Raw genomic sequence first — 15,978 nt, 5'->3', positions numbered from 1 at the left:
GCGCAGTGGCTGTCGGCCTGTTCTGGCGCTGACCGAGGTGCTCACTGCCGTCCCATAGCCTCCGAGCACGCGACCGCAGGAGACCGGCAACAACATCACCGATCCTGTGACGTCCTCCGGGGCTTGCTTGAGCCGAGGTCCGGGGAAACCCCGCACGCCCGGTTCTGAGGTGAGGGCGGCGCAGTAATGCGCCGTCCTCACCCGACAAGGGGGTTGAGCGGCACGGCTACTGTCAGCGCCTTGTCCGCGTTGTCCGAGAAGGACAGCTTCCCCAGTTCCGCACGCCCTGGCATGGTCAGCACCGAGGGGTCGCCGTTGCTCCAGATTCCTCGGATTTGACGCCTGGTGATTTTCCAGCCTTCGTCCGTTCGGCGGAGGTGGTCGTCATAGTTGCCACCGATGATGTACTGTCCGCTGCCGGTCGCTTCTGCGCGCTCGTGCTGAGCGATGAAGGTGGCATGCGTGGTGGCGATGTCGGCTTCGACAGTGATTTGGATGTTGCCCACGAGGTGTTGGGTAGCGCCAAGGGGCTCAAGGAATCCCTTGGCTCCTGCGATGATCGCCTCACGACCATGGACGTCAGCGTTAATGTAGTCGCCTTCGGCTTCCGGGGCGTAGCAGGTCGTGAGCAGATCCCAGTCGCGGACGTCCATGGCGCGTGCGACGGTGTAGATCAGCTCAGCGATGGCGGCCCTGTCGAGGAGCTCTTGGACGGAACCGGATTCTGTGGGGGTAGTCATTGTGTTTTCCTTTGGAAAAGTGCGCGTAGCAGCTTGGGCTGACCGCCGGGCCCTTGTGATGAGATTGGTTGGCGATGCCAGGGAGGGTGGCGGTCCTGGTGAGCGTGAGGGCCTGCGCGACTCAGCGATGGGGTACGACTGCGAGCCTGGCGAGGCCGAGAACCAACGTTCGCTTGCGGCCCATCAGGTTGGCCCCGAAGTCCTAGCCCCGGACGCGAGGGAACGGGTAACCCGCTGATGGCTTCACGGCCTCACGACACACTGGCCCCGCGCACCGAGTGACGCCTGCGGGGAAAGGCTGCCATGGTCGACCACCGTGAAGTGCCGGCGCAGGGCCGGGGTCATTTTCCGGGGAGGGGCTGCGAGCCGGAGGCATGTCCTTGGACACGCTCCAGCACGACGACGGGGATCTGCCTGCCGGCGGCTGCCTCGAACTCGGCGAACTTCGGAACGAGCGCTATCTCTTTCGCCCAGAGCCGCTCGCGCTCCGCGCCCTCCGCGAGCCGAGCGACGGCCGGTACCGTTTCCGTACCCACCTCGACCGCGACCTGCGGATTCGCCATGAGATTGTGGTACCAGACCGGATGATGCGGACTGCCGCCGTGGGTGCCGAAGACGGCCCAGCCATCGCCGACCGGCTGGTAGAACAACGGGTTGATCCGCGCGCGCCCCGTCTTGGCCCCGATGTTGTGCACCAGAATGAGCGGCATGCCTCGCTCGTCGAAGCCGGGAACCCGGGGCGGTATGGGGCGGCCCGCGGCGAACTCCTCCTCGCTGCTCCAACGCACGTACCCGCCGTTCGCTCGGAACTCGGCGATGATCTGGTCGTTCCATATGTTGCCGCCGGTGGCCTTGACCTCGTTTGCGGTGGTCGTGGACGGGTCGGACATGACATTCCCCTCGCTATGCGGAGCACTTGCTCCTCAAAATAGCACGAAGTGGAGCATGCGCTCCGCATAAAGAGGTATGCTCGGTCACATGGCAGTGGCTGAACCGGAAAACACCACCCGGCGCCGCGCACCACGCGTGGACGCGATCCGCAACCGGGAAGCGATCATCGAGACCGCCGCCGAAGTGCTGGCCGAGCAGGGCACCACGGTGGACGTGCGCGAGATCGCCCGCCGCAGCGGGGTGGGCATGGGAACCCTCTACCGGCATTTCCCGAAGAAGGAAGATCTCGTCGATACGGTCCTGCGCAAGGAATTCTCCAGGTGGGCGGAGTCCGCGCGCCAGGCGGCGATCGACGCCGAGGACCCCTGGGCGGCACTGACCGACTTCTACCAGCAGGCCCTGAGCGGCTACGCCCGCCACCGCGCGATCCAGGAGCGCTTCGCGCTGACCTGGTCAGCCCCCGACCTGGAGGGCCTCCATCAGCTCCGCCTCGTCATCGAGGAGCTGTGCGCCCGCGCCACGGGCCTGCTGCGCCCCGGCGTGACCACCGACGACCTGCTGCTCCTGCTGGTCTCACTGGGCCACGCCGTCCAGATCACCGATGGCTGCCGCCCGCACATGTGGCACAGGCTGCTGCGCATCTCCCTCGACGGCCTGCGCGCCGACCACCGCGAACCACTTCCCGCCGATACGGCGCCGGACACCCACCAGCCCAGACCAGAAACTCCGAAAAGATAAGCCTTCTCACCCTGCGGCGAGTTCCTGACGCCGGAAGGAAACTGCCTATGGCTCCTATCCAACCGCACCGTGAATCGCACGATTGGCAAGCATGCTGTGCGCTTGGACAGGAGCCGTTCACAGGCGGCAGCCAGGCTTTCTAGTTGCCGCCCCGGTTCAGCCAGGCTCGGACCGAGCCGCCGTCGTAGACGACCAGATAGTCGGCCCTGCCGTCACCGCTGATGTCGGCGAACTCGACGTACTTGCGGGGGTACTTGGAGGCGTGGGCCCAGTCATGGCGGGGCTCGAAGCTGCCGTTGCCCCCGCCGCCCCTGTTGAGGAAGGCGTGCACCGCGCCCTCGACGCTGACCTGCAGGTAGTCGGCCTTGTTGTCGCCGTCGCCGTCGGCGAACCGGACGGCTTCCAGCGACGAGCCCTTGGTGCCGCCGGCCCAGTTGAGCCACAGCTTCCAGTATGAGGGTCCGACATTGCCATTGCCTGGGTTGCTGCCGGGTTCCCACCCGTTCAGGTATACGTGGGCCGCGCCGTCCGCGCTGACCCGCAGGATGTCGTCGCGCTTGTCCCCGGTGACGTCGGCGAAGCGGAGGTTGGCCCGGTTGAACGGCTCCTCGTCGAAGACGATCCCCTGGTAGACGAAGTTGAGCTTGTCGCCTGTCGCGGCGAAGTTGAGGTAGGCCCGTACCTTGCTGTCGTCACTGACCACGAGGTAGTCGTCGCGTCCGTCCCCGTTGAGGTCGGCGAAGCGCACCGCGTCCGGATCGACATCGGCCTTTTGCCCCCCGTCGCCTGGGTTGTCTGCCGGGGTGTACACGCCCAGGTCCACCCAGTTGGGAAACCCGGGTGAGCCGACGGTGTTCATCGACGCGCGGATGCTGCCGTCCTGCCGGACCTGCAGGTAGTCGGCCCGCTTGTCGCCGTTGAGCTCGGCGAAGATCGTACGGCCCACGTCGTGACCGTATCCGGGGGCGATCACGCCCAGCTTGCGCCATCCCTCGCCCAGAGCCGTGGTGCCGTCCCCGACGCCAGGGTTGGTGTCGTCGGAGTCGGCCGGGTTGCAGCCGTTGGGCGGCCCCTCGATCTCCGGGGGTGCGATCCAGCCCTTTTCGAACGCCTCTTGTACGGCACCGGCCCAGGCGCCGGCCATCTTGGCGTAGCCGGTGTCCGTCGGATGTGCGTCGTTCTGCAATCCGTCTCTGACCAGCACCCGCTTCATGTCCACCAGAAGGACGTGCTTGCCCTCGCCCTGCAGGTCCCGTACCACGCCGGGCAGCGCCGCGTTGTAGGCGTTGATACGGGGCTGCAGCCCGGGCTTGTCGGTCGGGATGAGCTTGGCGACCAGCACCGTGGCACGTTTCGAGTGGTCCAGCGCGTGGTTGATCAGCTCCTTGAGCCGGTCAGGCGCGGACGACAGCTTGTAGTTCTGGTTCATGTCGTTGGTGCCGGCGTGCAGGAGGATCAGGTTCGGCCGGTAGCGCGGCACGCTGCACTCGGCGTGCTGGGTGATCTCGTCGATCCGGCGGCCCGAGTGACCTTCGTTGTCGGGGTCACTCATCGAGCCGCCCTGCTTCGATCCGACGAAGTTGACCTCAGGCGTGATGACCTTCAGGTAGTCGTACAACTCGTCGCGGTAGCCGTTCCCGTCGGAACTCTGCACGCCGTAGGTGATCGAGTCTCCGAGCGGCATCACCCGAAGCGTGGCCGGCCTCCGGATCCGGGAGACCTGGTCGGCGATATCGCTGGCGACGTCCATGACGAACTGGCCGGCGGAGCGGCAGTACGCCGCGAAGGTGTTCCACCAACTGCCCAGTTTCTGGCCCAGCGCGACGAGCGCCTCCCCGAGCCACTTGATGTGGCCGGGCAGCGCGGTCTTGGCCCACTTGCCGATGCCGGCCTCCCAAGCGGCTCCCCCCGCCGCGAAGGCGAGCGCGTTGACCAGCGACGCGGCCCACGCCTTGGGGTCATTCAGCTGGTCGTCGACGGCCTGGAGGATGATGCTACGGGTCATGCTGCCGAAGAAGCCGCCCAAGGAGACGCACAGGACGGCTGCCTCGGGCGCGAAGCCGAGGCAGATGGCCCGCAGCGCGATCCCGGTCAGAATGCCCGCAGCAGTGGCCAGCGCCTGCTGCAAGAGATTGGCGTTCGTGCCCAGCTGACCGGTTTCGATGGTTATCGCGATGCCGGTATTCGTGGCCGACAGTTGCCCGTGGAAGTCGACCCAGCCGTCGAAATCGACGCCGCCCCCCGGCATGGCGTGCGGATTGTCCTCGAAGTCCTGGCGGGCCGTATCGCTGATGCGCGGGTTGCGGCTCTGCGTCTCCTGCAGGAGCCGGCGCACCCGCTCCTCGTCGTAGCTGCCCAGGTCCAGGCTCAAGGTGACGGAATCCTTCGCCGGGACCACGGCGAAGTTCCCCAGTGAACCGCTCGGCACGGCTAACTGCGGCGCCGCCATCGCGGTCACCGGGGGTGTCAACCCCAGTAACAGCGTCACCACGATGGACAAGAGCAAGGCCACCCGGCCGGTCGTTCTCTGCGTATTCACGCGCACCTCCACAGCTGGAGATGTGATCATCTCCAGCTCAGACAAGAACTGCGTGAACACCCCATAAACATTGACGGGGTTATGACCATCTGGAGTCAGGGACGCATCGCGGCCGCGCCTACCGCCGCGCGGCGTGGCCGGCGGTGAAGGCCGGCATCGCCGTGGCGGTCCGTGGCGGATCCTCGGGCTGGGGCGAGTGCCCGATGCCGGGCAGCAGCTCGGCTCTCGCGCCTGGCACGCCGCGGTAGGCGGCGGAGGAGGACCGCTATCTCGGGGTGTCGTTAACAACCGGGGAAAGGTCCGCGGACGTAGGGCGGAAGGGACTGAGCGTGACGGTGGACGTGCCGCCGTCAACGGCGACCATGGCAGCCCGGCGCTGCTGGCGCGGCTGGTGGGCAACGTCGTCGACAATGCCGTGACCCACAGCGAGGACGGCGGATGGATCGAGATCACCAGGGCCGCGGACGCGCAGGGGACGGCGCTGATCGTCGATGGCCCGTCCTCGACCGGGCGGGAGGTCGATCGGCTGGCGCAGCCCTTCGAGCGGCTCGGCGGCGAACGTACCGGCTCACCGGGCCTGGGCCTGTCGATCGTGACGGCCGTGGCCGCCGCCCACGGCGCCGGCTCGGCCTCCTCGCCCCGCCGGAGGGCGGCCTCCGAAGTAGTGACCTTCCTTGAGGTCGGCGGTCAGCGCCGGGCGGCTGCGGGAGCGCATCTTCGAAGCCACCAGCAGCGACACACTGGGCGCGCAGCCCGACCTGGCGACGGCGGCGCGCACGGCCACCCTGTTGATCGCGACGATCCGCGGGCTGCTGCTGGACCTGCTCGCCACCGGCGACCGGGACTGGGTCCAGTACGCGGCCGAGAGCTTCCTGGCCACCCTCGAACACACGCCGCGACCGGCCGGGGACACCGCATCTGGCAACGGTCGGTTCCGACGCATCACACTAGAGGGGGATGCCCTCGACCTGCTGCGCACTGCCTTGCAGACCGGGCAGGTCGCCTGGGACGCCGATGGGGTCACGGTCGGCGAAGGCGACCTCGCCGCTCAGGTCGAGCAGTGCTACCTCAACATCGGCACCGCTCTGGCCGGATCGTCTGGCCGCACGCGGTCAGTTCGGGACCGCAGTTTCGGCAGGGACCTCGGTCATGCGCGTGTCGTAGCCGGTTTCGGGGTTGACGACACGGCCGGCGGCCCACCAGTTCTCGCGGGCCGTTTCGACGACCATCAGCATGACGTCCTCTTCGGGGACATCGGCGAGCAGCCGGAGGTTGTTGACGATCGCCCGGAACAGTTCGCTCTTCTGCTCGGCTGTGCGCTGGTTGAAGGACAGCTGGATGAGCATGGTGCGCTCGCTGCGCGACAGGCCGAACACGACCGGCTGCATGTGGAAGTTGTCGGGCGTGACCTCGAGGAAGACGTGGAACTGGTCGTCGTGGGGGATCTTCAGTACGTCGACCATCGCCTTGTGGAGGGCGGCGGAGACGTTGCGGCGGTATTCGGGGGTGGTGCCCTGGCGCAGGTAGACGTTGATCAGCGGCATTGTCGGTCTCTTTCCGATGCGGTATTTGGAGATGGGTCAGGCGGTGGGTGCCGTGGTGCGGTGCTGGGTAGGGGCGGGGACCTGGAAACAGGTCAGCAGCGCGCAGGTGTTCATGTACTGGCCGATGAGGTTGACCAGGGCGACGAGGCTGTCCGTGTCGAACGTGGCCACGGCCTCGGCATAGAGGTCGTCCGATATGTGGTGGTCGCGGACGAGGGCGGTGGCCACGCGGTGGGCGACGTCTGCCTCGGCGCGCAGACCGCAGGGCGTGTCGTCGCCCTGCCGGAGCGCCACGACCGCGGCCTGGGGCACGCCGGCACGCTCCGCTCCCGCGGTGTGGGCGTAGAGCGCGTACTCGGCCCGCCAATGGGCGGCCACGGTGAGGATGACCACCTCGCGGACGTCGGCCGGAATGCCGGATTTGCTGATCGCCTGGGCCCATTCCAGCAGGGGCTGGGCAATGCGCGGGTTGCGCAGCATGACGTTGAACGGGCCGATCAGCCGCCCATCGGGCAGCGCGGCCGTGTAGCCCGCCCCATCTGCACTGGGCAGGCGCGTGACCTGCAGTCTGGCATGGACGGCGCGCTGCGCCTCATCGAGGGCGTCGGGACGAAGGAGGGGCAACCGGCCGCCCAATCCGGAGGTCCCGTGGGTGGGCTGTTCGTTCATGCCTTTCAGGTTAGGAACTCCGACAGACATTCTGCCAGCGAATGCACCGCATGCTGGGTATGCTGATTCCTCATGGACTTCACGGTGGTCGGACTGCGGGTGCTGCGCGAGGTAGCCGAGCGGGGCACCTTCACGGCCGCGGCTCATGCACTGGGCTACACGCAGTCGGCCATCTCCCGGCAGGTGGCCGGCCTGGAGCAGGCCACCGGCGTCCGGCTGTTCGACCGCTATCCAGGCGGTGTACGACTGACCACCGCGGGCCGAGCCCTGCTGCCCCATGCCGTGACCGCGCTGGACGCATTGGACGCGGCCGACCGGGAACTGAGCGGCGCAGAGGACGACACCGGTCAGGTGCGGCTCGGCTTCTTCCCAGCCGTCGGATCCGTGCTCGTGGCCCGTGCTCTGACAACCCTGGGCCGGCAATGCCCCCGCATCCAAGTCACCACTCGGGAGGGAACCACCCCATCGTTGCTGAGGGCGCTGCGCGCCGGCGTCCTCGACGTCGCCCTGCTGTCCTCCCGGCCGCCGCACCGCTCACCCGACGCCGACGATCCACCCCTGCATGCGGAGCCGCTGCTGGAAGACCGTCTGGTCCTGGCAGTGCCGGTCAGCGGCCGGTTCGCCGACCGCGCCAGCGTCACCGCTCAGCACATCGCCGGCGAGACGTGGATCGCCAGCCCGTCCAGCACCGACGAGCCCCTGCTGGGCATCTGGCCGGGCCTGCCCGGACGGCCCCGGGTCCACCACGCCACCCGCGACTGGCTGACCAAGCTGCACCTGGTCGCAGCCGGCGTCGGCATCACCACGGTCCCCTCCATGCTGCTGTCCGCGATCCCGCCCGGCGTCCGCCTCGTCACCATCGACGATCTCCCAGAGGAACGACGCCGCGTCAGCCTGGTTCGCCTGCCGGGCCCCACCACGCCCTCGACGGACGCCCTCGTCCACGCCCTCCGCCGACACGCCGCCGATCTCGCCGAATAAGAACTCGCGCACGTCATCGCGGTCGCCTTCGGACCACTGGGTGTAGCCGCGCTTGAACGCGAGGACCTCCAGCTCGCCGGCGAGATGCGCAGTCGGGCCCGGCACTCCCCGAGCGACAAGTGCGGCTGTCATGGCGGCTGCGAGACCGACGTTCTTGAGGGCATCGCGCTCTTGGAGTTCGGTGCTGGCCGCCACGGCGCTTTGAGGCGGGGACCGAGCTCGCGGTTCGCCGGACCCATGGCGCTCGAGGTGCGCTCCAGGCCGGCCGCGACCGCTTCGAGCGGACTGGCGTCTGCAGGCGCTTCGGTGATCCCGTCGGCGAGCAGCCTGCTGAGAGTCTCCTGGCCGGCGACCAGCAGCTCACGCTTGTCCGAGAAGTGCCGGAAGGAGGTGCTCTTGGTGACCCCGGCGCGCTCGGCGATCTGCGCCACCGTGGTGGCGTCGTATCCCTGCTCGGTGAACAGGTAATCAGTGCCTTGACCGGCATGCGGGTGCCGGGCGCCTCCTGTCGGTGAAGGTCCACTTACGCGCCACGAGGCTACGATGCCAACGCAGGATCGTCGCCGGAGTGACCGGGAAGAGCTCCGCCCACTGGCGGCGGTGGATCAGCCGCGACAATGCCGTAAGCCAGAGCCGGTCGGCGTGTCCCCACCGTGGCCGGTCGCCGAACTGGCGGCGGAGCACTTGGTTCTCGTGACGGAGCACCAGCAGCTCAACATTGTTGGACAGATCAGCGCGGACCAGTACCGCCAGCAGGCCGAACATGCCCCTCACCAACCGGTGGACAAGCGACAACAACACCCCGCGATGGTCGCAGCCGCCGCTCTGATCACGCAGCAAAACCGCAGTTCACAGCACGAGACTGTATTTCCGAGCGGGACACCGTCAAAACCGGGCAGCAATGAATCCGGGGTTGCACAATCAGGCAAGGCGACGGAAGGCCGCGCGGTAGTCCCTCGGGCGTCGTCCGGTGTGCTTGGCGAAGAGGGCAGCGAATGTGCTGGGGTCCCCGTACCCGACCGCGGCGGAGATGCTGGCGACGGTTCGGTTCGTGGTCTCAAGGAGGTGGCGGGCGCGACGGACGCGCGACGACTGCAGATAGGCGAGCGGGCTCTGGCCGGTCTCGTCCGCGAAGCGCCGCTGCAGCGTCCGAGTGCTGACCCTGAACGTATCCGACAACGCGGCGAGGTCGTATCGGGCGGCAAGGTTCTGGTCAAGCTGTCGCATGACCTTGTGGGAGAACTCGTTTCCGGGCTGCGGAAGAAATCGTGCGTCAACGTATGGAGTCTGGGACGATCGCGCATCGTCGACGAGAGCCACCCTCGCGGTTGTGCGTGCCACGCCGGCACCGCTGTGTCGGCGGATCAGTTCCAGCGCGAAGTCGTACATGGCGCTGAAGGCTGCCGTCGTCGTCACCCCGGTGTCGGTGACGACCAGACGCTCGGGTCGGACGTCAGCGTCCGGACAGCGTCGAGCCAGTTCGTCCGCGAGGAGCCAGGCTGTCGTAGCCTGGCGTCGGTTGAGGAGTCCAGCCTCGGCGAGCAGGAACGCACCGACACAGATCGAGACGATGGCAGTGCCCGCAGCAGCGTGTGAGCGGATCGCCGCGATTTCAGGGGCGAGGGGTGCGAGCTTCGCGTCCACGTCCAGGCCCGGCAGGAGCTCGAACCCTGGCACGACAAGGACATCTACCTCGCGCAGTGGGGAGACGCCCAACGCCGTACCACCCGATGCGGCGACACGACGACGAGGCGAAACGATCGACACCTCGTATCCGGAGCCGTCCGGTCCGGCAACGTGCGTGGCCATCGTCAAGAGATCGGGGACGCCGAACACCTCGGAGGCGAAGCAGCCTGGATAGGCCAGGACACCGACCCGCAGCGCGCTCACGCTCACCTTCTCTCAACCATGTCTTTTGGCGAGATTACCCGCATACATGGCGATCTGGCCTCTCGCCTGGTGCGGGGGAGTCGGTCCACACTGCCGCTATGAGCGCTGCCAGCGGACAACCTGACGAAGTGATCACGGACTTTTCCCGACGGCTCGTGGGCGTGGAGGGGGTGGTGAAGACGGTGTACGCCGCAGGTTCCGGACCGGCCGTCGTGTTGATGCCGGAGATGCCCGGCATCAGTCCTGACGTCCTTCGACTGGCGCGGTGGGTGCGGGATGCGGGCTTCACCGTCTATGTCCCCTCACTCTTCGGGATCGACGGTGCCTATCCCACGGTTGAGGGCGGTAAGGAGGTCATCCGCCGCGCGTGTGTCAGCGCCGAGTTCCGCGCGTTCGCCGGGGGCGGGACCAGCCCCGTCACGGCGTGGCTGCGTGGGCTGGCGCGCCAAGCCCATGCCGAATGCGGCGGTCCGGGAGTCGGCGCGATCGGACTGTGCTTCACCGGCAACTTCGCTCTCACCATGGCGCTTGAGCCGGCTGTCATCGCGCCAGTGGTCAACCACCCGTCGCTGCCGCTGGACGACCCCGCCGGACTCGAGATCAGCGACGCGGACGCGCGCGCGGTCCGGGACCGCATCGCGCGCGACGGACTGAAGGTTCTCGCCTACCGCTTCGACGACGACCGTTGGTGCACCGGCCAGCGCTTCGCCGCCTACCAGGCGCTCCTCGGCGACGCCTTCGACGGCCGCGTTCTTCCGGGCAGTTCCGCGAAGACCAGCCCGCCACCGTTTTTTCGCGACGTGGTCGGGTACCCCCACAGCGTTGTCACCGCCCACCTCGTCGACGAGGACGGACATCCCACGCTGAAGGCCAGGGACGAGATCCTCTCCTTCCTGACCGACCGCTTGAGCCCGTCCGGACATTCCGAGGCGACATCCGGCTGAGCGACACAACGCTCGCCATCACCGCAGGCCGAGGCCAAGCGGCCCGATGACCCGGCACACGAGCCCGCACGCGCAACCCCCCGGGCGGCGACACGCTTGATAGACCGGCTCGAACGAGGGGCCCGGGGCTACGTGGTCCGCGCCTCCGACCAGTAGGACCGCCGCCGGGTGCTGGTCACCCCGGTGCCAGACTGCGTCGCCCGCATCGTCCCTAACAGCTTCCACCCGGGGCGCGCGGCTGAGCGCGCGCCCCATCACCGCCATGCGTTGTCCTCGGCATGCGCGGATCCCTGTCATGCCCGTGGGTGCCCGAAACTCGGCCGTTGGGGTTGACCTGGGGTTTGGCGTTCCCATTCTGGCGGGCATGATCGTTGTTCATGGCGCTGAGGTTGCCATATCTGATCTTTGTCTGGATCGCGGGTCGGCTGGTGTTGCCGGCTCGCTCGCAGAGGTCGAAGGACACGGAGATCCTCCTCTTGCGGCATCAGCGCGCGGTGTTGCGTCGGCAGGTGGCAAGGCCCCGGCTGTCGCGGTGCCAGCGCAGGACGGTGTCCGGGCGGACGAGGAGCCGCAGTCGGCGCAGGACCTCGCGGGGCAGTGAGGTCAGGAGCGCGGTGAGAAAGGCCCGGTCCTCGGGCGCGAATCTGGCTCTGGTGTCGGCGCCGAGCTGGCGTTCAAGAACGGTGATCTGGTGGCGCAGGGCGAGTATCTCCACGTCCTTATCCCGATCGCCCATGGGCAGCAAACGCAGCGCGGCGAAGGTGTTCGTGACGGTGAGGTAGGCCAGGCGAAGGAGCACGACCGATCATCCTGCCGCGCGTTTCCGTCTCCTGGGTGCCTGGAGTTCGCGCCGCCACGCGAAGACCTTCCATGGCCATGACCTGGGCGGATGCAATAATCGGCAGGCGCACAGGTCACCGTGGCCGGACAGTCCGCCGGGGCGGGGTCGGTCGCCGCCCTCCTGACGATGAAGTCCGCGCGCGGACTGTTCCGGCGGGCCATCGCCCACTCGGTGCCAGGGCTGCACAGCACCCCCGCGCTGGCACGGCAGGTCACCGCCGCGTTCGCGGACCGGCTCGGCGCGGCGGCCCCCACCGCCGAGGTCGCGGAAAGATGGCGGTGCCGGGCCGCCACGACCGTCAGCAGTACGGAGAGCACCTCGGTGCCGGGCGGCACCCCGAGGGAGAACGTCTGGTTCCAGGACAGGCTCGTGGTGTCGAGACTGCTGGTGAACGTCCGCGCGAACCCGGCCGGCGCTCCCCGGCCTGGGCCTCGGTCAGCAGCCTGTTGGGGTGCCGGTAAGACTCGTGCGACCAGGTACACGCGATCGAGTTCGCCCAGGCTCAGCGGGTGGTGCTCGGAGAGGGTGAGGGATCTTTCCCTGATCGTCGGGTGCGGGCTCGACGAGCGACGGCTGGTCGGCGAGGTGGCCGTGGCCGTCGAGCGGTTGCTCAGCGGTGGCTTTCCGCCGCGGACCTGAGCGCGTCGAGCGTGGACTGGTGCGGCTGCTCAAGGGCGGCCTTCGACTCGTCGACGAGGCCGGTCAGGCGAGCTACCTCGGCTTCGGTCAAGTTCTTGGCGACCTCGGCCGCGACGATGTTGGCGCGCAGGTGAGCCGGGTTCGTCGTGCCGGGGATGATGACCATGGCGGGAGAACGGCGTAGCAGCCAGGCCAGCGCGACCTGGGTCGGCGTCGCGCCAAGGCGCTCCGCGGGGCCTGCCAGCTCGTCATGGCTGGTGAGCTGCCCAGAGGCCAGCGGGAAGTAGGGGACGAACATGATGCCCTGTGCCTCGCAGTCGGCGAGGATCTGAACACCGCTGCGGTCGAGCAGGTTGAAGCGGTTCTGCACGGCCGCGATCGGCGTCATCTTCTGCGCGCGGGCCAACATCTCCGGCGACGCGCCGGACAGACCGATGCGGTGGATGAGCCCCTGGTCGCGCAACTCGACGAGCACGCCGAGCGAATCCTCCATCGGCACGTCGCTGTGCGTTCCCGGAGTGTCGCCGGCAAGCCGCAGGTACGTCAGCTCACTCGCCTCCGTACCCAGGTCGGCCAGCGCCTCGTGGACCTGCCGGCGGACCGTGTCGGGGTGGTCGGTGATGATCCACGACCCGTCCGGGCCCCGCCCGGCGCCGACCTTGTTACCGACGATCACCCCCTCCGGCAACGGCCGCAGCGCCTCCCCGATCAGCCGGTTCACCGTACGCGGCCCGTAGGCGTTCGCGGTGTCGAAGAACGTGACTCCCAGCTCGACCGCCAGGCGCAGCACCCGCCGCGCCGCCTCGGGGTCGTCCGGCGGCCCCAAAACGTTCGGCCCGGCGAGCTGCATGGCGCCGTATCCGACACGATTCATTGGCTTCTCCCTCGATGTATCACTGCCACGCCGATCCGCGTAGCACTGAGCGTTTCAGTGATACGCCAAATGCCGTAGCATTGCAACCGTGGATGACGCGAAGACCCATACCCGGCGGCAGATCCTCAAGGCGGCGGCCGGCATCCTGGAACGAGAGGGCGCCCAGGCGGTCTCCACCCGCTCAGTCGCCGCGGCGGCCGATATCCGCGCCGCCTCCCTCTACCAGCTCTTCGGCGACAAGGACGCCCTCCTCGCGGCCCTGGCCATCCACGGCTTCGACCTCTACCTGGCCGAGAAGCACGAGCTTGCGCACACCGACGACCCGGCCGACGACCCGGTCGACGACATGCGTCGCGGCTGGGACATACACGTCGACTTCGGCCTGCGCCACCCCGCCTTCTACGTGCTGATGTTCGGCACCGACCGCCCCGGCCGTCGCCCACCCGCCGCCCAGGAGGCCCACGATCTCCTGCTGAAGTTCCTCGACCGCGCCGCCGCCGCCGGCCGCCTCCGGGTCCCGTCCCTCATCGCCGCCCGCCTCTTGCATGCCGCCGTCACCGGCGTCACCCTGTCGCTGATCGGCGCCCCCGCCGAGGACCGAGAGCCGGAGATCTCCGCGAGAATGCGTGACACCCTCATCGACTCCCTCACCGCCGACCCGCCCCCTGTCACGGACACCGGCCTCGCCTCCCGGGCCCTCGCCCTCGATGCCGCCCTCACCGCCGCAGAAGGGGCCCCTCTCCCGCTCCGCCCGACCGAGACCGCCCTCCTACGCGACTGGCTCCACCAGCTCGCCCACTGACCCGAACGGTCTCGCGGCCTGTCCGGCTTGGCCACGCCACTGACCGTTCCAATCCTGTGCGGGCATCCGCCAGGAATCGACCCGCAACTCATAGCGTCCGGCCCAGCCGGGCACCTCCAGCACCTGCCGCACCCAGCCGGGCGCGCCACCGCCAAAGCCTCCAACGCCGCCCGCACGCATTCCCCGGCCGGCTCCACCCGGTTGACATCGCGCACCGCGGAGATCACGTGCGTGGAGTCGGTGCGCTGCCGGCCACCCGCCGCCAGCAGGCCCCGCTCGTGCAACGCCGACAGCCGCAGATCCAGCGGCTTCTCCTCCAGCTCATGCGCGATCACCCGGGAGCGGAACTCACTCAGCACACTGGCGTCGAAACCCGCATCGTCCAGGCTCAGGCCGTGAAGTCGGCCCGGGGCGCGGTTCCGGCCTTTCGGCCGGGCCGTTTCCCCGGACCGCTTCCCGCACCCGGCGTGCCCCTCTCAAGGCACCGGCCGCACCATTCCCGGCAGCAACGACCCTCGAACATCGCAACGCAGCCCGCTCATGACGAGACCGACCTCAACGACCAGCGGATCGTCCGCCGAAAACCCGTCGTCGCAGGCACGATCAACGAATACCACCACGCCGCGTAACCGCAGCTCAGACTACGTAACTCAATATTCGAGCGGCACACCCTCTAGCGTCAAGCGATAAGCACACCCTGTTTGAGCTGGCACGGGTGCCAAAATGGAAGCTTCAGCGCTCCCGGGCCGGCTCGACGTGAACCGTCTTCCCAATCGACTTATCGAGGAGTATCGGGCATCATGTACGATCTTGCTGCAATCAACTACTATCTACCCTTGCTGCGTTCCAGTTCTGTTCAGTGGCTATCCGATCGAATGTGGTGGATCTCTGTCACGCCAAAAGCTCATCAATCGATTGAGATCGACGATATCCACGAAGCTCTCGCAGGTGGGACTCCGCCAGAGGTTCGTCAAGAAGACGGATACGAACTTCCAATAGCGCTGCACTGTCCGATAGCGGCATTCTTTGTCCATCGATCCGCAGGAGATGGGACGGTATCGATCCTCAACCTATCCGCTGAATCCACCTCTCTAAGAGACTATTGCCGCGCTCTGAGCAGTGGTGCGTCGGTGCTGGGAATCGAGTGGGGCGGCAAAACTTGGGAGGCCATTGCGTATGCCGAGGATGGGGATATCGTCGCGTATTTCCCCGAAGGTTTCTCGCGCGAGCTCGCTGGCGGAACAAATCCGGAAGCACTTAGCCAAGAGCTGCAATTCATCCACCAATTTTCCGAGGACAGTCCTGCTGGCGTTGTCGCGCAAAAGGCGGCGGCGCTGGCAATACTGGAAGCTAGGTCAGGACTTCGCATTACTGAAGAGTGGCTAAATTCAACCCACGAAGTCGTCTACGTCGATGTTCCGGTCGGCGACGGCGATTCGGTACACAGTGGTGCCATCGCTTCACAACCAACTATTCCGAATTCTACGGATGCGTGGCCGCACAGCAAGAAGTCTGAACTACTCTTCTGGATTATTGACCTGCTTGTCACGAAATTCGGCTTTGAATGGCCGGAAATTTCAGAGGCTCGTATCGCTTACGGCTCAGGGTATGTCCCCGAGGAGGCGCTCCACACAGAGGTCATGGACCGCACACTTCGCCTCGGTCGAGATTGGCTGGAGGCTACCAATGAATATGAATCGTTCGCTGCGAACTCTGAGCTCATGAGGTTGCGATGGAGGGCTGGGATTGCCATCCGAGTTGCGCTTAGAGAGATCGAACAGAGCAACCCCAAATTGTCTTCGCTTCAGCTTGCCAAAGAAGCTCTTGGGATGGAATGGCCGACCGTCCAGCAGCATATCCTCAACCTCTGATCTACTCTCTGAGAG

General features: G+C 67.3%; 17 protein-coding genes. 7 read left to right on the top strand and 10 right to left on the bottom strand.

All coding sequences use genetic code 11. The features are described 5' to 3' along the window. Positions 1–197: 197 nt before the first annotated feature. Together ACFPZ3_RS20115 and ACFPZ3_RS20110 are read right to left on the bottom strand one after the other, a co-directional pair. Positions 198–740 (bottom strand): nuclear transport factor 2 family protein, encoded by a 543-nt coding sequence (locus ACFPZ3_RS20115; RefSeq protein ID WP_379515683.1) that lies wholly within the window; start codon positions 738–740, stop codon positions 198–200. 341 nt (positions 741–1,081) lie between these two features. Then, complete coding sequence (locus ACFPZ3_RS20110) at positions 1,082–1,630, bottom strand: nitroreductase family deazaflavin-dependent oxidoreductase (protein WP_379515682.1); 549 nt, start codon at positions 1,628–1,630, stop codon at positions 1,082–1,084. An 88-nt stretch (positions 1,631–1,718) separates the two neighbouring features. Here ACFPZ3_RS20110 and ACFPZ3_RS20105 point away from each other — a divergent pair, with 88 nt between their 5' ends. After that, positions 1,719–2,369 carry a TetR/AcrR family transcriptional regulator gene (locus ACFPZ3_RS20105; protein ID WP_379515681.1) on the top strand — a complete coding sequence of 217 codons (651 nt, stop codon included), beginning with the start codon at positions 1,719–1,721 and terminating at the stop codon, positions 2,367–2,369. Between the two features lie 139 nt (positions 2,370–2,508). On the opposite strand, the gene ACFPZ3_RS20100 is transcribed toward ACFPZ3_RS20105, so the two are convergent. Continuing rightward, positions 2,509–4,908 (bottom strand): GDSL-type esterase/lipase family protein, encoded by a 2,400-nt coding sequence (locus tag ACFPZ3_RS20100; RefSeq protein ID WP_379515680.1) that lies wholly within the window; start codon positions 4,906–4,908, stop codon positions 2,509–2,511. 196 nt (positions 4,909–5,104) lie between these two features. On the opposite strand from ACFPZ3_RS20100, the gene ACFPZ3_RS20095 reads away from it, so the two are divergent. Continuing rightward, entirely contained in the window at positions 5,105–6,088 is a 984-nt protein-coding gene (locus tag ACFPZ3_RS20095) for an ATP-binding protein (protein ID WP_379515748.1), read from the top strand. Here ACFPZ3_RS20095 and ACFPZ3_RS20090 read toward each other — a convergent pair. Both ACFPZ3_RS20090 and ACFPZ3_RS20085 read right to left on the bottom strand, forming a co-directional pair. Next, complete coding sequence (locus ACFPZ3_RS20090) at positions 6,021–6,452, bottom strand: tautomerase family protein (protein ID WP_379515679.1); 432 nt, start codon at positions 6,450–6,452, stop codon at positions 6,021–6,023. The two genes, ACFPZ3_RS20095 and ACFPZ3_RS20090, sit on opposite strands and share 68 nt — an antisense overlap. 36 nt (positions 6,453–6,488) lie before the next feature. Beyond that, complete coding sequence (locus ACFPZ3_RS20085) at positions 6,489–7,121, bottom strand: carboxymuconolactone decarboxylase family protein (protein WP_379515678.1); 633 nt, start codon at positions 7,119–7,121, stop codon at positions 6,489–6,491. 72 nt (positions 7,122–7,193) lie between these two features. Between ACFPZ3_RS20085 and ACFPZ3_RS20080 the strand changes: the two genes are divergently transcribed. Beyond that, on the top strand, positions 7,194–8,102 hold the full coding sequence (locus tag ACFPZ3_RS20080; RefSeq protein ID WP_379515677.1) for a LysR family transcriptional regulator: 909 nt from the start codon (positions 7,194–7,196) through the stop codon (positions 8,100–8,102). A 128-nt stretch (positions 8,103–8,230) separates the two neighbouring features. Here ACFPZ3_RS20080 and ACFPZ3_RS20075 read toward each other — a convergent pair whose 3' ends face one another. From ACFPZ3_RS20075 to ACFPZ3_RS20065, 3 genes are all read right to left on the bottom strand, one after another. Then, positions 8,231–8,566: a TetR/AcrR family transcriptional regulator gene (locus ACFPZ3_RS20075; protein ID WP_465263560.1), complete on the bottom strand. Its 336-nt coding sequence runs from the start codon at positions 8,564–8,566 to the stop codon at positions 8,231–8,233. A 4-nt stretch (positions 8,567–8,570) separates the two neighbouring features. Continuing rightward, complete coding sequence (locus tag ACFPZ3_RS20070) at positions 8,571–8,867, bottom strand: hypothetical protein (protein ID WP_379515675.1); 297 nt, start codon at positions 8,865–8,867, stop codon at positions 8,571–8,573. A 156-nt stretch (positions 8,868–9,023) separates the two neighbouring features. Then, entirely contained in the window at positions 9,024–9,992 is a 969-nt protein-coding gene (locus ACFPZ3_RS20065; protein ID WP_379515674.1) for a GlxA family transcriptional regulator, read from the bottom strand. A 98-nt stretch (positions 9,993–10,090) separates the two neighbouring features. Between ACFPZ3_RS20065 and ACFPZ3_RS20060 the strand changes: the two genes are divergently transcribed. Next, on the top strand, positions 10,091–10,936 hold the full coding sequence (locus tag ACFPZ3_RS20060; protein WP_379515673.1) for a dienelactone hydrolase family protein: 846 nt from the start codon (positions 10,091–10,093) through the stop codon (positions 10,934–10,936). Between the two features lie 484 nt (positions 10,937–11,420). On the opposite strand, the gene ACFPZ3_RS20055 is transcribed toward ACFPZ3_RS20060, so the two are convergent. Further along, a complete protein-coding gene (locus tag ACFPZ3_RS20055; protein ID WP_379515672.1) occupies positions 11,421–11,735 on the bottom strand; it encodes a hypothetical protein in 315 nt (104 codons plus the stop codon). Between the two features lie 120 nt (positions 11,736–11,855). Here ACFPZ3_RS20055 and ACFPZ3_RS20050 point away from each other — a divergent pair, with 120 nt between their 5' ends. Beyond that, positions 11,856–12,416 carry a carboxylesterase family protein gene (locus ACFPZ3_RS20050; RefSeq protein ID WP_379515671.1) on the top strand — a complete coding sequence of 187 codons (561 nt, stop codon included), beginning with the start codon at positions 11,856–11,858 and terminating at the stop codon, positions 12,414–12,416. On the opposite strand, the gene ACFPZ3_RS20045 is transcribed toward ACFPZ3_RS20050, so the two are convergent. Further along, positions 12,388–13,290 (bottom strand): aldo/keto reductase, encoded by a 903-nt coding sequence (locus ACFPZ3_RS20045; RefSeq protein WP_379515670.1) that lies wholly within the window; start codon positions 13,288–13,290, stop codon positions 12,388–12,390. The genes ACFPZ3_RS20050 and ACFPZ3_RS20045 overlap by 29 nt on opposite strands. An 88-nt stretch (positions 13,291–13,378) precedes the next feature. On the opposite strand from ACFPZ3_RS20045, the gene ACFPZ3_RS20040 reads away from it, so the two are divergent. Together ACFPZ3_RS20040 and ACFPZ3_RS20035 are read left to right on the top strand one after the other, a co-directional pair. Then, positions 13,379–14,092 (top strand): TetR/AcrR family transcriptional regulator, encoded by a 714-nt coding sequence (locus ACFPZ3_RS20040; protein WP_379515669.1) that lies wholly within the window; start codon positions 13,379–13,381, stop codon positions 14,090–14,092. A gap of 800 nt (positions 14,093–14,892) precedes the next feature. Beyond that, positions 14,893–15,963 carry a DUF6461 domain-containing protein gene (locus tag ACFPZ3_RS20035; RefSeq protein WP_379515668.1) on the top strand — a complete coding sequence of 357 codons (1,071 nt, stop codon included), beginning with the start codon at positions 14,893–14,895 and terminating at the stop codon, positions 15,961–15,963. Positions 15,964–15,978: the final 15 nt, after the last annotated feature.

It is taken from the genome of Nonomuraea insulae (assembly GCF_042656245.1).
The sequence above is the reverse complement of the archived record's forward strand: the minus strand, read 5'-3'. Positions and strand labels throughout refer to the sequence as shown.